12 protein-coding genes are annotated in these 13758 nt (G+C 50.0%); 3 read left to right on the top strand and 9 right to left on the bottom strand.

Annotated features, from left to right (window positions below; all coding sequences use genetic code 11):
* Positions 1-3: 3 nt before the first annotated feature.
* The 7 genes from OSH01_RS09765 to glyQ form a co-directional block, all read right to left on the bottom strand.
* Positions 4-1233, bottom strand: coding sequence for a nucleoside recognition domain-containing protein (locus OSH01_RS09765; protein ID WP_266123903.1), 1230 nt, complete (start codon positions 1231-1233; stop codon positions 4-6).
* Positions 1234-1347: 114 nt separating this feature from the next.
* Positions 1348-1743 (bottom strand): lactoylglutathione lyase, encoded by a 396-nt coding sequence (gene gloA / locus OSH01_RS09760; RefSeq protein ID WP_266123902.1) that lies wholly within the window; start codon positions 1741-1743, stop codon positions 1348-1350.
* A 27-nt stretch (positions 1744-1770) separates the two neighbouring features.
* Positions 1771-2652: a M48 family metallopeptidase gene (locus tag OSH01_RS09755; RefSeq protein ID WP_266123901.1), complete on the bottom strand. Its 882-nt coding sequence runs from the start codon at positions 2650-2652 to the stop codon at positions 1771-1773.
* The gene (locus tag OSH01_RS09750) at positions 2618-3367 is read right to left on the bottom strand and encodes a lysophospholipid acyltransferase family protein (protein WP_266123900.1); all 750 of its coding nucleotides are present in this window, start codon (positions 3365-3367) and stop codon (positions 2618-2620) included. Before OSH01_RS09750 ends, OSH01_RS09755 begins: the two co-directional genes overlap by 35 nt.
* 4 nt (positions 3368-3371) lie before the next feature.
* Entirely contained in the window at positions 3372-3911 is a 540-nt protein-coding gene (gmhB, locus tag OSH01_RS09745; protein ID WP_266123899.1) for a D-glycero-beta-D-manno-heptose 1,7-bisphosphate 7-phosphatase, read from the bottom strand.
* Between the two features lie 3 nt (positions 3912-3914).
* Complete coding sequence (gene glyS, locus OSH01_RS09740) at positions 3915-6056, bottom strand: glycine--tRNA ligase subunit beta (RefSeq protein WP_266123898.1); 2142 nt, start codon at positions 6054-6056, stop codon at positions 3915-3917.
* A complete protein-coding gene (gene glyQ, locus OSH01_RS09735; RefSeq protein ID WP_266123897.1) occupies positions 6053-6961 on the bottom strand; it encodes a glycine--tRNA ligase subunit alpha in 909 nt (302 codons plus the stop codon). Before glyQ ends, glyS begins: the two co-directional genes overlap by 4 nt.
* 249 nt (positions 6962-7210) lie before the next feature.
* On the opposite strand from glyQ, the gene OSH01_RS09730 reads away from it, so the two are divergent.
* The 3 genes from OSH01_RS09730 (at position 7211) to OSH01_RS09720 (ending at position 11207) form a co-directional block, all read left to right on the top strand.
* The gene (locus OSH01_RS09730) at positions 7211-7978 is read left to right on the top strand and encodes a crotonase/enoyl-CoA hydratase family protein (protein WP_266123896.1); all 768 of its coding nucleotides are present in this window, start codon (positions 7211-7213) and stop codon (positions 7976-7978) included.
* A gap of 28 nt (positions 7979-8006) precedes the next feature.
* Positions 8007-9530 (top strand): fumarate hydratase, encoded by a 1524-nt coding sequence (locus tag OSH01_RS09725; protein ID WP_266123895.1) that lies wholly within the window; start codon positions 8007-8009, stop codon positions 9528-9530.
* Between the two features lie 198 nt (positions 9531-9728).
* Positions 9729-11207, top strand: a complete 1479-nt coding sequence (locus OSH01_RS09720) for a M81 family metallopeptidase (protein ID WP_266123894.1) — start codon at positions 9729-9731, stop codon at positions 11205-11207.
* A 29-nt stretch (positions 11208-11236) separates the two neighbouring features.
* Here the strand turns inward: OSH01_RS09720 and OSH01_RS09715 are convergent, their stop codons facing one another.
* Positions 11237-12682, bottom strand: a complete 1446-nt coding sequence (locus OSH01_RS09715) for an aminotransferase-like domain-containing protein (protein ID WP_266123893.1) — start codon at positions 12680-12682, stop codon at positions 11237-11239.
* Positions 12683-12834: 152 nt separating this feature from the next.
* Positions 12835-13743, bottom strand: a complete 909-nt coding sequence (locus tag OSH01_RS09710; RefSeq protein WP_266123892.1) for a LysR family transcriptional regulator — start codon at positions 13741-13743, stop codon at positions 12835-12837.
* Positions 13744-13758 lie beyond the last annotated feature (15 nt).

The raw sequence follows: 13758 nt of genomic DNA, 5'->3' as shown, positions 1-13758 counted from the left end.
TTGTTAAGCAAAAAACCAATAGCACACCGTGATGGATGCGACGATGCCGGTGATGTCGGCAGTTAAGGCGCACGCTACAGCATGCCTGGCTCTGCGTATCCCCACCGAGCCAAAATACACCGCTAGTACATAAAAAGTAGTCTCGGTACTACCTTGTACAGTAGCAGCGATTAATGCTGGGAAGCTATCTACACCATGGTGTTGCATGGTTTCTATGAGTAGTGCGCGTGCTGCGCCACCCGAGAAGGGGCGAGCTAAGGCTGTAGGCAAGGCATCAATAAAACGAGTGTCCCAGCCTATGTGCATTACTATCCAGCGGATTACATCTAGCAGTAAATCTAGGGCGCCAGAGCTACGCAAGACACCAATGGCGCATAGCATGGCAACAAGGTAGGGCAATAGTTCTTTGGATACTTGAAAGCCCTCTTTGGCTCCATCGACAAAACTGTCGTATAGGGGAACTTTTTTACGCCAGCCCACGAAAAGAAAGAGCCAGATAATTCCCAACAGGGTAAGGTTCCCCATTAAGGACGAAAGTGCTTGTATCGCACTTGCGCTTAAAGTTGCCAGCAACGCCATGAGACCACCCAGCAAAACGGCTAGGGCAGCAAAAGTACCTATTAGCACAGGATCTAACAAGCGTATGCGTTGAACTAAAGCGACACTAAATAAGGCTGCTAGAGTAGAGGCTGAGGTGGCTAATAAAATAGGTAAAAATACTAGGGTGGGATCGCTAGCGCCTTGCTGGGCACGATACATAAATATAGTGACGGGCAAGAGGGTGAGCGAAGAGGTATTTAAAACGAGAAATAAAATTTGCGCGTTGGTGGCGGTGTCTTTGTGTGGGTTCAGACTTTGCAACTCTTTCATGGCTCGAAGGCCTATAGGAGTGGCTGCATTATCTAAACCTAGGCCGTTCGCTGCAAAATTCAGGGTGATAAGCCCTAGTGCTGGGTGACCCTTGGGCACGTCAGGCATTAAACGGCTGAATATGGGGCTAAGCCAGCGGCCTAGAACGTCGATTAAGCCCGCTTGCTCAGCGATGCGTAAAAAGCCTAGCCATAGTGTCAGCGTGCCAAACAGCAGCACCATAATATCGACGGATAGAGCAGCCATATCAAATAGGCTGCGCACCATGTCGGCGAAGATGTCGGCTTTACCATGGGCTAGCCATTGATAAAAACTACTAGCAGCAGCAATCAGGAAAAACCAGAGCCAAAGAATATTAAGCATGTGGCAAAAACAGTAAGAGCCTAGAGGTATGGATGGTATGGATGCGACTGATTACAGTGAGCTGGGCTGGAATGATATAGGCCGTGGTGAGAACGGCCCATAAACGAACGCTGCTTAGTCGACTCGCCCTTTGGCTTGAATCAGTTCGACTTTGTAACCATCGGGGTCTTCAACAAACGCAATAACAGTTTGGCCATGCTTCATGGGGCCAGCTTCACGTACTACTTTACCGCCTTTTGCTTTGATGTCCTCACAGGTTTTGTAGGCATTTTCTACTTCGATTGCGATATGGCCATAGGCATTCCCTAGGTCGTAGCTATCAGTGTCCCAATTATGAGTCAGTTCTAGTACAGCCGTGTCGCTTTCTGCACCATAGCCAACAAAGGCTAAGGTGAAACGCCCGTCTGGGTAGTCATTTTGACGTAACAGCTGCATGCCTAGAATGTCAGTGTAAAAAGCCAGTGAACGCTCAAGGTTGCCGACTCGCAGCATGGTGTGCAGTATACGCATGTGGATCTCCTGTTAGATAAAAATTGCTTATAGCAATGGTAAGGTGCCGGGTTCATGCTGGCGTAGTTGTGCGCGTGCATAATGGTAGTCCGGCATCAGAAATTCGACAAAGTCCCAAAAAGCTCGGCTATGATTCATTTCTTTTAAATGAGCCACTTCGTGAGCCACGACATAGTCTATAAGATGAGGTGGGAAATGAATGAGCCGCCAGTTCAGCATGATGGTGCCGTCGCTGTTACACGAACCCCAGCGTTTGGCCGGTGCAGCCAAACGTAAGCGCTGCATGGTTAGGGCACCTTTATCTAAATAATGTTGTAGGCGCTGCTCAAAGTAGCGTCGAGCCTGTTGTTGGAGCCAGCTTTGAGTCAAATCGCGCATTTGCGCTGAATCGGCTTCTGGGCGTAGAGGTAAGTATAGGATATTACCGTCTTGGGGCGCAAAACACTCACCCTGAAAAATAGTAGTGGGCAGTACGGGATTCCGTTGTAGCACAATAGCTTGCCCTAAGTAGGGGAGGCGGTCACCATTTTGCCAAGTAATTTGCTGTAGGGCTAATAGAGCGTGGCGCTCTTGGAGTTGCTGAAGTTTAGTGATAATCCAATTGGCTTTTTTTTGTAGCACGGACTCTAGCTGTGCCGTTGACACCCAAACCGGTGCGGTGATTTGTAAGCCGCTGTCATTGACACTTAAGCCTACTGTTTTGCGTTTTGAGCGTTTGAGTACATAGCCTAGCGTGACCCCGTTTAGCGTTATCGTGTGCCATTGGGTGCCCAAGGGTAGGACGGCGGGTTGACAGTAGGGAAGTTGAGCAGGTTTGGCCTTAGTGACCGGCAAAGGCGTAGCCTCCTGCTCGTTAGGCAGAGGGAATAAAGATTTAGGAAACAGAGCGAGTTGCAGGCGATCCAGCATAACGTTCGGGATTCAGTAAGCGCATTTCAGTTTCTATCCAGTCTTGTATTTTGGCGTTCATTTCTTCCGCGCTCAAGCCTTCAGGGCTTATGGGTGGGCCAAAAGAGACGGTAATTAGCCCTGGCTTTTTAATGAAAGCATTGCGAGGCCAGCATTCACCCGCATTATGAGCGACGGGGATGACAATAGTTTGTGTGCGAGTGGCTAGCAGTGCACCACCCATTTTGTAGCGATTGGTCGTGCCAACTTTAGTGCGCGTACCTTCTGGAAAAAGCAGAGGCCAACGGCCTTCTCGTATACGTTCGCCGCCCACCCGTATGACTTGCTCAAAGGCGTCTCGGCCACGAGCTCGGTCAATGGGGATCATACGCAGTAGCGCTAAGCCCCAGCCAAAAAAAGGAACGCGGTGTAGTTCGCGTTTATACACAAAGCAAGCTTGGCGCGGTAGGTGGGCGGGGAAAAATAAGGTTTCCCAAGCTGATTGATGTTTGGAAAGAATGATGGCAGCTGAGTCAGGTAGGTTCTCCCATCCTTTTACTTGCCAGCGTATACCTAGAATAGTCCTAGCGCCCCAGACGGCTAAGCGAGGCCAGCCTACGGTAATTTTATAGCGCCAGTGTAGAGGTAAAGGCGCACATAATAAACAGAGAAAGGCGTAAGGAATTACAGTGATCAGCAAAAAAAGCTGATAAATGACGGCGCGTAGTACACCCATGGTTTTAAGCCTCGGCCAACAGTGTGTCAATAACAGAGGCCAGATTCTCGGCAATCTTGGTCCCTTCAGGCAGATTCCCTTTTTTTAAGGTGCGCTCCCCTTTTCCTGTATGCACAAGCCAAGGTTGGCATCCTTGGCTATGCGCTGCTTGTAAGTCGCGCAATGAGTCACCAATCGCTGGGACCTGCTTTAGACTGACTTCGTAGCGCCGAGCAATGTCTTGAAACATGCCGGGAGCGGGTTTACGGCATAAGCACTGATCGTTTGGCCCATGGGGGCAAATGAAAATGGCGTCGACCATACCGCCTAGGGCGGCTAATTCGCGACGCATTTTCATGTGTATAGCATTTAGGGTAGCCATACTAAATAAGCCTCGAGCGATACCGGATTGATTCGTAGCGATCACGATTTTCCAGCCTTGTTGAGTAAGGCGAGCCATTGCCTCAAGGCTTCCCGGTATGGCCTGCCATTCATCAGGAGATTTTATGAAGGCATCGCTGTCTTGGTTGATGACGCCATCGCGGTCGAGTATTGCCAGTTTCATTGCTTATTGTGCCAGTCTGGAGATGTCGGCGACTTGATTCATCAGTTGGTGCAGGCTTGCTAGTAACGCCAGGCGATTGTGACGAATAGCCGGATCGTCCGCCATGACCATGACATCTTTAAAAAAGTTATCAACGGCATCTTTTGCCTGCGCCAGGGTTTCTAGGCTCGCTGCGAATTGCCCGGCTGCATATTGCGCTTGAGCGACGGGTTGTAGTGCAGCAATTGTGCGCGCCAACTCTTGTTCGGCAGGCTCTTGCAGCAAGGACTCTTGCAAGGAGGTAATTTGTTCAGTGTTTTTCTTGAGCAAATTACTGATGCGTTTGTTCGCTGCCGCCAAGCTATCTGCCTCAGGACGTTGGGCGAATGCGGCACAGGCTTGAATGCGGGCCTGTACTTCTACTAGATGGGGGTGCAAGCTTAATACGGCTTCAACCACATGACGGTCGTAGTCGTTTATGAGCTGATTACGGTAGCGCTCGTAAATGAAGTGGCATACTTCTTCTTGAGTTTGCTCTTGTAGCACGCCAGGCGTAAAGGTGCTCGCGCTAAAGGCTAAAAGTTCATTGAGCCGTAAAGTCTGTGGCCCGGAGTGGCTTAAGAACTGCCCATGACCTAGCTGCTCGAAAGCGCTAATTAAGCCTAAAGCGGCGCGGCGTAAAGCATAAGGATCACGCTCGCCCGTAGGAGCTAAACCTATTCCCCAGATACCTATGAGCACCTCTGCGCGTTCGGCCAGAAAGAGTATGGCTTGGGTAAGGCTAAAGGCAGTGACGGGCTTATCTAGGCGGTGTCGATATTGTTCGCGTAAGGCCAACACGACTTCTTCTGGCTCTTGATCTGCTTGGGCATAATAGGCCCCAATAATACCCTGCAGTTCAGGGAATTCGCCCACCATACTAGAGTTAAGGTCGGCCTTGGCAAGTAAGGCAGCGCGATCAGCCAGCTCTACACTTGCGCCTAGAGCCTTAGCGATGTATTGAGCAATACTGCGTAAGCGACCAATACGATCGAGTTGGGAGCCTAGTTTATTATGATAGACGCTGGAGCTGAGGCTATCGACGCGCTGCACCAAGGGTGTTTTGCGATCTGTTTCGAAGAAGAACTGGGCATCGGCCAAACGTGGACGTACGACGCGCTGGTTACCTTCGATAATATGGCTGGGGTCAGCAGGCTGCATATTGCTCACGATCAGGAATTGATGGCTGAGCTTGCCGCTGTTAGGGTCGAACAAGGGGAAGTATTTTTGATTGAGCCTCATGGTGAGGATCAAGCACTCTGCTGGTACGGCTAAGAATTGCTGTTCGAACTCACCTACGTAAACGGTAGGGTGCTCAACCAATGCAGTGACTTCGTTTAGTAGTGCATGGACTTCGGCATCATCACCAATGGTGACTTGTAGTGCCGCCGCTTTAGCTTGCAATTGCTCAAGGATCAGTGCACGGCGCTCGGTAAACGAAGCAATGACTTTACCTTCCTCGAGTAGTTGTTGGGCATAGGTGTCGGGGTGAGTGATCTCAAGGTGCGCGCGACCCATGAAGCGGTGGCCAAAGCTTGTTCGTCCTGCTTGTAAGCCTAACGCTTGTACTGGCACGATATCATCACCCCACAATGCTACTAATGCATGTGCAGGACGCACAAACCGCACGCTGGTGACCCCATCACTGAGTTGGTAGCGCATGACTTTAGGGATAGGCAAGTGCGTTAACGCGTAGTCTAGAGCTTGTTGTAAGGCGTCACTAAGGCTTGCCCCTTTGGCTAGACCGCGCGCGTACAGGTAATCTTGCTTACCATCTGACTCTGTTACCAGTTCTCCCGCTTGTATATGCCCTAGACCTTTAGCCTGAAGTCGTTTTGCTAAGGCTGGAGTAATTGCGCCGTCAGCATCAAGACCTATATGAACCGGCATCAGCTTTTCGGTATAGGGCTGGTCTTCTGCTTGATTGAGCACTTGCGAAAAGTGGGCAGCTAAGCGACGCGGTGTAGCATAAATCTGCACAGCACAGCCAGGAGCGAGTAAAGCCTGCTCTTCTAGGATTTTTTGTAATCCTTGGGCAAAGGCGATACCGAGTTGCTCTAGAGCTTTCGGGGGCAGCTCTTCCGTGCATAGTTCAACTAATAAGGCTTGTGTAGTCGGCGCGCTCATGCTGAGGCCTCCGATGAAGTATTGCTAAGCATAGGGAAACCGAGTCGTTCACGAGACTCGTAATAAGCTTGTGCGACCGCACGGGATAGGTTGCGAATACGGCCGATGTAGGCAGCACGTTCGGTAACGCTAATAGCACCGCGGGCATCTAACATATTAAAAGTATGGGCTGCTTTGAGTGTCTGTTCGTAAGCGGGCAAGGCTAACGGTACCGCGATGAGGCGCTGCGCTTCTGCCTCGTAATCGTTGAAGTGGCTAAATAGCGTGTCGATATGCGCATGTTCAAAGTTGTAGGTGGATTGCTCAACTTCGTTTTGGTGGAACACGTCGCGATAAAACACGGTTTGGCCTTGGGCATTGCTTGTCCAGACCAAGTCATAAACGCTTTCAACGCCTTGTAAGTACATAGCTAAACGTTCCAAGCCATAGGTGATTTCTCCTGTGGTTGGCGTGCAGTCTAGACCGCCGACTTGTTGAAAGTAGGTAAATTGGGTGACTTCCATACCGTTGAGCCAGACTTCCCAGCCGAGCCCCCAAGCACCTAACGTAGGATTCTCCCAGTCGTCTTCGACAAAACGTATGTCGTGCTCTTGGGGGTTAATACCTAAGGTTTCAAGTGAGCCTATATAAAGATCCAGAATGTTTTCTGGTGCCGGCTTAAGGATCACTTGATACTGGTAATAGTGTTGCAAACGATTGGGGTTGTTACCATAGCGACCATCACTAGGACGGCGAGAGGGCTGCACGTAAGCAGCTCGCCATGGTTCTGGCCCGATAGCGCGTAAAAAAGTAGCGGTATGCGAGGTGCCAGCACCGACTTCCATGTCGTAAGGCTGTAGCAGCGCACATCCGTGTTTGTCCCAGTATTGCTGGAGCGTAAGAATAATTTGCTGAAAAGTGAGCATGAGCGATGGCCAGTAAAGCGTAGTGCCGCGAAAAGTCTTCTATTTTACCGTGTTCTGGCACTTACAGGGGCTTAGCAATAGATACTCACGCGCAAAGAACGATTTTTTGTCTTGGCAGGCTTACAGAGTAGTGCTGTGATTGGCTATACTGCCTAGCATATTTTCCAACTTAGCATAAACGCGCATCATAAAGATGCTTATAAGAATAGCCCCACGTGCGGGCGTTATTTGTATCCCGAGGAGTTTTGCATGAGCAGCGTAATTACGGTAGAGACACGAGACAAGATTCGCATTATTACGATTAATCGGCCTGAGGCAAGAAATGCCATTAACTACGAAACCGCCCACGCCTTAGCGGATGCACTAGATGATTTAGATGCAGACCCGTCGGTAGCGGTAGGTATTTTAACGGGTGCTAACAATACGTTTTGCTCGGGCATGGATTTGAAAGCTTTTGCTAAGGATGGTCAACGCCCTTATGTGGGCGACCGTGGTTTTGGTGGCATGTGTGAACGGCCGCCTCGTAAACCTATGATTGCTGCTATTGAGGGGTATGCCTTGGCGGGGGGCTTTGAGCTTGCATTGGCCTGCGATTTGATTGTGGCGGCAACGAGTGCAACGTTTGGTTTGCCCGAGGTCAAACGCGGTATTGTGGCGGGCGCGGGTGGCATGATGCGCTTGCCTAGCCGGATTCCGTATCATATTGCCCTAGAGTTAATCTTGACCGGCGACATGTTCCCCGCAGCACGCGCAGCAGAATTTGGTTTGCTTAATCGTTTAGTAGAGCCAGGGCAGTCCCTTGAGGCAGCGGTAGAGCTGGCGACAAAAATCACTCAAAATGGCCCGTTAGCAGTGCAAACCGCCAAGCGTATTGTTACTGAGTCTCGTGATTGGCCGCAAACCCATATGTTTGATTTGCAGCGCCCTCGCGTGGCGCATGTTTTTACTTCCGCTGATGCGAAAGAAGGGGCCACGGCATTTGCCGAAAAACGTCAACCCGTTTGGCGTGGTGAATAAATTACTTCCTCCTTATACGAAACATCCTATGACTATCATTAAAGAAGATGATTTGATCCAGTCCATTGCTGACGCGGTTCAATTTATTAGTTATTACCATCCTACTGACTATATTCAGCATTTGGCGCGAGCGTACGAGCGTGAGGAGAGCCCGGCGGCGAAAGATGCTATCGCTCAAATTCTGACTAACTCGCGTATGTGTGCAGAGGGGCGTAGACCCATTTGCCAAGACACCGGAGTGGTTAACGTCTTCTTGAAGCTGGGTATGCAAGTACGCATAGAAAGTCAGCGCTCGATGCAAGACATCTGTGACGAAGGCGTGCGCCGTGGCTATTTAAATCCCGAGAATCCTCTGCGCGCATCGGTGCTAAGTGACCCCTTGTTCACACGTAAAAATACGCGTGACAACACTCCCTGTATTGTCAATGTCGAGCTGGTACCTGGTGCTCAGCTGGATGTACAAGTGGCAGCCAAAGGTGGTGGCTCAGAAAATAAAAGTAAGTTCGCCATGTTGAATCCTAGCGACTCGTTGGTCGACTGGGTGATGGAAACGGTGCCACTGATGGGCGCTGGTTGGTGTCCTCCAGGTATGTTGGGGATTGGAGTGGGAGGGACTGCCGAAAAAGCCATGTTGCTCGCTAAGGAGTCCCTCATGGAAGACATTAATATGTATGAGCTATTGCAACGTGGGCCGCAGAATAAGTTAGAAGAGTTGCGTATTGAGTTGTACGAGAAAGTGAATGCTTTGGGTATAGGAGCTCAAGGTTTAGGGGGCCTAACGACGGTGTTGGATGTAAAAATCAACACCTTTCCTACTCACGCTGCCTCTAAACCCGTAGCGATGATTCCTAACTGTGCCGCAACGCGCCATGTGCATTTTGTTTTGGATGGTAGTGGAGCAGCCGAGCTGACGCCTCCCCCCTTATCCGCTTGGCCTGATGTACAGTGGGCGCCTGATTATAATAAATCGCGCCAAGTTAATTTGGATACGTTAACGCCGGAAGAAGTAGCCTCTTGGAAGCCTGGCGAGACGTTGTTGCTTAACGGTAAAATTCTGACGGGGCGCGATGCTGCTCATAAGCGCATTCAGGAAATGTTGGAAAAAGGAGAGCCTTTACCCGTCGACTTTACCAATCGTGTGATTTACTACGTAGGCCCGGTCGATCCGGTTGGGGATGAGGTGGTGGGGCCTGCGGGTCCGACTACGGCTACCCGTATGGATAAGTTTACCGAGATGATGCTGGCTAAAACCGGCTTGATTTCTATGATAGGCAAGGCCGAGCGTGGTCCTGTGGCGATTGAGGCAATACGCCATCATAAGTCTGCATATTTGATGGCCGTAGGGGGCTCTGCATACTTGGTCTCGAAAGCCATTCGTGCTTCTAAAGTATTGGCTTTTGAAGATTTGGGGATGGAGGCTATTTATGAGTTTGAGGTTAAGGACATGCCGGTGACGGTCGCCGTAGACTCCAGCGGAACCTCAGTGCACACCACAGGTCCAGCACAATGGCGCAAGCGCATTGCTGAAATCCCGTTGATACCCGTGCAGTAAATGTGTCGTGTAAGGCTGGCCTTATAAAGCCTTACGCCGCTCAAGCAAGAAAATGGCTCACTGCTTTATACGTAGTGAGCCATTTTTATAGGGCAAGTAACCTGCACAGTCTGATGATCGTTGATCAACTGTATATGGCGCAGAACATAAGCAGTTGGGAAAATAAATCATCAAAAATAATTGATGTCGGAGACAGTTATGCGTTTGTTAATGGCCATGCTGAAGCATGAAACCAATACTTTTTCACCGGTGGAAACACCGTTTCAGCGGTTTTTTAAATATGATCCGCACGTACACACGGGTGCCTATGCATTGGAAATTTACACCGGCACCGGTAGTGGGCTGGGTGGGTTTATTGATCTTGCCCAGCAACAGGGTGCTGAGATTGATATAGCGTTGGCGGCTGAATCTTGGCCAAGCGGGCCGGTAAGTGATGAAACCTACGAGCAATTGCTACGCCATATTCTGGACGCAGTACAGCAAGGCGGCTATGACGGTATTTTATTAGATTTGCATGGTGCGATGGTAACGGAGAGCCTCGAAGATGCGGAAGGCGAATTGCTGCGCCGCATTCGTGAGTTAGATCCGCACACACCGATTGGTGTTACGTTGGATATGCATACTAATTTGTATGAAAACATGGTCAGTAATGCCACGGTGTTAACGGGATACCACACCTATCCTCATGTCGATATGTACGATGCGGGGTTTCGCTGCGCTCAGTTGTTAGTGCGAACGATCCGCGGGGAAATCGCGCCAGTGTTGGCATGGGGGACTAAGCCGATGCTACCGCATGTGATGCAACAGGGAACCCATATGGAGCCAAATAAGTCCTTGCAGGCCCGTTGCATCGACTTAGAGCAGAAACAAGAAGTACTGGCAGCCTCTTTATTTGTCGGTTTTCCCAATGCCGACATTCATCATGCAGGGTTAGGAGTGGTTGTGTGCACGGATGCGCAGGCTGCAAAAGCGCAATCGGTATGCGATGCACTTTTGCAGCAAGCCTGGGAGGCACGTCATGATTTTGTCTTTCAGATTGAGCCTTTAGCGGAGTCGGTGGCACGCGCTAAGCAAATAGAGTCCGGTCCAGTTGTTCTGCTAGATCACTACGATAACAGTGCCTCGGGAGGCACGATGGACACAACGGCAGTGCTGGCAGAGGTGCTGCGGCAAGGGTTGGAAAATGCCGTGTTTTACGCTATTTACGATCCTGAGGCCGTACAGCAAGCAATCTCGGCAGGAATAGATGCAGAGGTCACGCTGATGTTAGGAGGCAAGACGGCGATGCCTGCGCTGACCGAGCCTAGTCATCCTGTGGAGGTCACAGGGCGGGTGAAAATGATTTTTAACGGGCGCTACCGCAATCGTGGGCCTATGTATAAGGGGGTAGAGAACAACACTGGGCCTACCGTCGTGTTGGATACAGGTAAGGTTGAGATCGTTTTAATCTCGGAGCATCAAGAGCCATTTGATTTGAGTTGCTTACTTTCAGTAGGCGTTGACCCTTACATGAAAAAATATGTCGTTTTAAAAAGCCGCGTACACTGGCGTGCCGGCTTTGGCGAATTGGCGCAGCAGGTGATTGAGTGCGCCGGCTTGGGGGTATGCACCTCGGATTACTCCCAGTTGGAGTTCAAGCATGTACGTCGTCCTATTTTTCCTTTAGATCCCTTGTAAGCAATGCCATCCCTGTCTAAGTGTAGGGCTTAGGCAGGGGTACGACACTTGGCGAGTCTATGGTCTAAAAACTGCCAGAGTTTTGGATGATGTGAGTAACCTACATGAAAACGCATCCATGTACTGTCTTTCTCTTGGCTATCAAAATACGATCCGGGCGCCAGCCAAATACCATCATCAAGTGCCGCTTGTGTTAGATTATTAGCCCCTGTTGGTGAGGCTGTTTCCGGTGGCTTAGCCCACAAAAATAAGCCGGCTTTTGGCCGCTCAAAAATCTGGAAATTTCGCTCATCCATGAGCCGCATTACCTGGATATGTGCCTCTTGGAGGCGGCTGCGTAAATGCTGTAAGTGTTCTGGGTAGTTCGAGGACTGAATAATGGACAGCACCACACGCTCCATAATTTCAGGGGACGTTAAACCTACTGCCATTTTGGTGTGTACTAACTGTCGAGCTAGCTCGGTTGATGCCACTACATAGCCTACGCGCATGGAAGGGCTGACGCTTTTAGAGTACCCACCTATATAAATAACTTTTTCCAGCCCTTCTAGCGTGGCTAGTAGGGGGCCCGCACCGGGCAGGAGTTCGCGGGATACGTCATCTTCTATCAGTAGCATGTCATGCTGCTTGAGCAATTTGAGCAAGCCTAAAGCATTCGCATGGTTCATGCTGGAGCCGGTAGGGTTCTGCAATACGGTATTGATACAGATGGCGCGGGGCTGATAGGTTTTAATCTGCTCTGCCAAGAGCTGGACATCTACACCTTCAGTAGTACGAGGAACGCTGATGACGCGTAAGCCTGCCATGCGTAGCATGTGTAATAGGTTGGCATAACAAGGAGCCTCGACAATCACGGTTTCGCCGGGCCGCAGCAAACTACGTATGGTTAGGTCAATAGCTTCGGTGGCACCACGAGTCATGACTACATTATGGCGTTCGGCGCGAAGCCCATGCTGATGCATCTCGGCGCAAATTTGCTCTCTAAGAGGGGTGTACCCATAAGGATGGCCATAACTGGTTAAAAGCTTGGCATTTATAGTAGCGAGCTCTCTAAACGCTTGCGTCAGACCTAATTGCTCTAACCATTCGTTGGGTAGCCAACCGCAGCCGGCTTTCACCGGAATAGATTGGTCGGCAAAAATATCAGAGAGCAGCCAACCTTGGTCCAGCTTCGGGGCTTGCCAGTGCTGTAGTGCATATACCTGAGAGGTTCGAGGCTTGTGAGCAACCCGATAGGCAGATCCCGCTTTGGCACTTAGCCAGCCTTTAGTCACTAAACGACTATAGGCATTCGCTACGGTAAAAGTGCTGATGTCGTATTGTTGAGCAAATTTACGTATGGAGGGCAGAGCCATACCAGGCCGTAAGCGACGTTCTTGGATCGCTAGCGTGATACTTGTTTCGATTTGCTCCGTGAGAGACCCTTGTTTTTTTTTATCGCGTTCGGGAACGAACGTAAAGTGACTAGCAGGCATGTTGGTGTCTAGGTGGGCCAGATAAAGTAGAGGAAGGTATCTGGCGTCATGATTACGTTTAGGTTTGCACTTATTTGAGCGCGTTCATGTTTTATTGTGCCATGATTTGGCGCATCGCTTGCGCAGCCAGTTTGAGTAGCAAGCAGAGCGTATCAATAGGCGGTTAGGGCTTCTAAAAATGCATCAATTAAAAGATTTTGTCGACCCGCTTGGCGCACAGCCACGGCTAGGGGTAAGGCAAAGTGCATGTGTTGTGGGGCGAGCGCTCTCATTTTGTCTTGCTCTACCCAAGTTTGAGCCAAGTGACTCGGTAAAAAGCCTACATAGTCGCCGGTAAGAATTAAAAAGGCAATGCCCTCTCGGTCGGTGGCGGTGGCGGCTTGTTCTAGTTGTTGTAGCAACTCAAAGGTTTCCGCCGGTAGCCTATAACTAGGTACGACGCTGGCAACACCGCGTAGTTCGGCAGGATTAATATGCTGGGCTTGCGCAAATAAGGGGTGTTGATCACTACAATAAAGATGATGAGGTTCCTCATACAAAGGTAAATATTTTAGTCCTTGTAAGGGTTGAATGAAGGGGATCACTCCGGCATGCAGGCGTCCGTCTAATAGGCCCAGCTCAATATCTTCAGGGGTACTCATCGAAATGTTAATGTGGATTTGATTACTTTGTGCCCGTAGAGCTCGTAAGGCCTCGGTGACATGCATACGATGTTCTGTCACGAGGTTATTGATAATACCTATATTGAGTGTGCCGCGTAAGCTTTGATGCAGTTGATTAATTTCATTGCGAAAGTCGCCCACGGCCATTAGTAGAGTATCAATTGCCTGTAACACTGTACGCCCTTCATCGGTGAGGGCGAAGCCAGCTCTGCCGCGCTGGCAAAGACGTATACCTAAACGCTTCTCTAAATCCTTCATGTGTAGACTAATCGCTGAGCGACTAATGCCCAGAATACTTTCTGCCGCTGCAAAGCTACCTACCTGCGCGACGGCTTTAAAAACACGTAGCAGACGCAAGTCAAAATCAGTCACTTGAGAGAGGGGGCGGTTTGTCTTCATTAGGTGAGTATTTTA

The organism is Alcaligenes endophyticus (genome assembly GCF_026344035.1).
Taxonomy (GTDB): domain Bacteria; phylum Pseudomonadota; class Gammaproteobacteria; order Burkholderiales; family Burkholderiaceae_B; genus Alcaligenes; species Alcaligenes endophyticus.
This window is presented reverse-complemented; position numbering and strand designations above follow the sequence as displayed.

What these genes read in the sequence shown, in the direction of transcription:
- OSH01_RS09765 (WP_266123903.1), bottom strand. Translation starts at nt 1,233, where the DNA reads ATGCTTAATATTCTTTGGCTCTGGTTTTTCCTGATTGCTGCTGCTAGT.
- gloA (WP_266123902.1), bottom strand. Translation starts at nt 1,743, where the DNA reads ATGCGTATACTGCACACCATGCTGCGAGTCGGCAACCTTGAGCGTTCA.
- OSH01_RS09755 (WP_266123901.1), bottom strand. Translation starts at nt 2,652, where the DNA reads ATGCTGGATCGCCTGCAACTCGCTCTGTTTCCTAAATCTTTATTCCCT.
- OSH01_RS09750 (WP_266123900.1), bottom strand. Translation starts at nt 3,367, where the DNA reads ATGGGTGTACTACGCGCCGTCATTTATCAGCTTTTTTTGCTGATCACT.
- gmhB (WP_266123899.1), bottom strand. Translation starts at nt 3,911, where the DNA reads ATGAAACTGGCAATACTCGACCGCGATGGCGTCATCAACCAAGACAGC.
- glyS (WP_266123898.1), bottom strand. Translation starts at nt 6,056, where the DNA reads ATGAGCGCGCCGACTACACAAGCCTTATTAGTTGAACTATGCACGGAA.
- glyQ (WP_266123897.1), bottom strand. Translation starts at nt 6,961, where the DNA reads ATGCTCACTTTTCAGCAAATTATTCTTACGCTCCAGCAATACTGGGAC.
- OSH01_RS09730 (WP_266123896.1), top strand. Translation starts at nt 7,211, where the DNA reads ATGAGCAGCGTAATTACGGTAGAGACACGAGACAAGATTCGCATTATT.
- OSH01_RS09725 (WP_266123895.1), top strand. Translation starts at nt 8,007, where the DNA reads ATGACTATCATTAAAGAAGATGATTTGATCCAGTCCATTGCTGACGCG.
- OSH01_RS09720 (WP_266123894.1), top strand. Translation starts at nt 9,729, where the DNA reads ATGCGTTTGTTAATGGCCATGCTGAAGCATGAAACCAATACTTTTTCA.
- OSH01_RS09715 (WP_266123893.1), bottom strand. Translation starts at nt 12,682, where the DNA reads ATGCCTGCTAGTCACTTTACGTTCGTTCCCGAACGCGATAAAAAAAAA.
- OSH01_RS09710 (WP_266123892.1), bottom strand. Translation starts at nt 13,743, where the DNA reads ATGAAGACAAACCGCCCCCTCTCTCAAGTGACTGATTTTGACTTGCGT.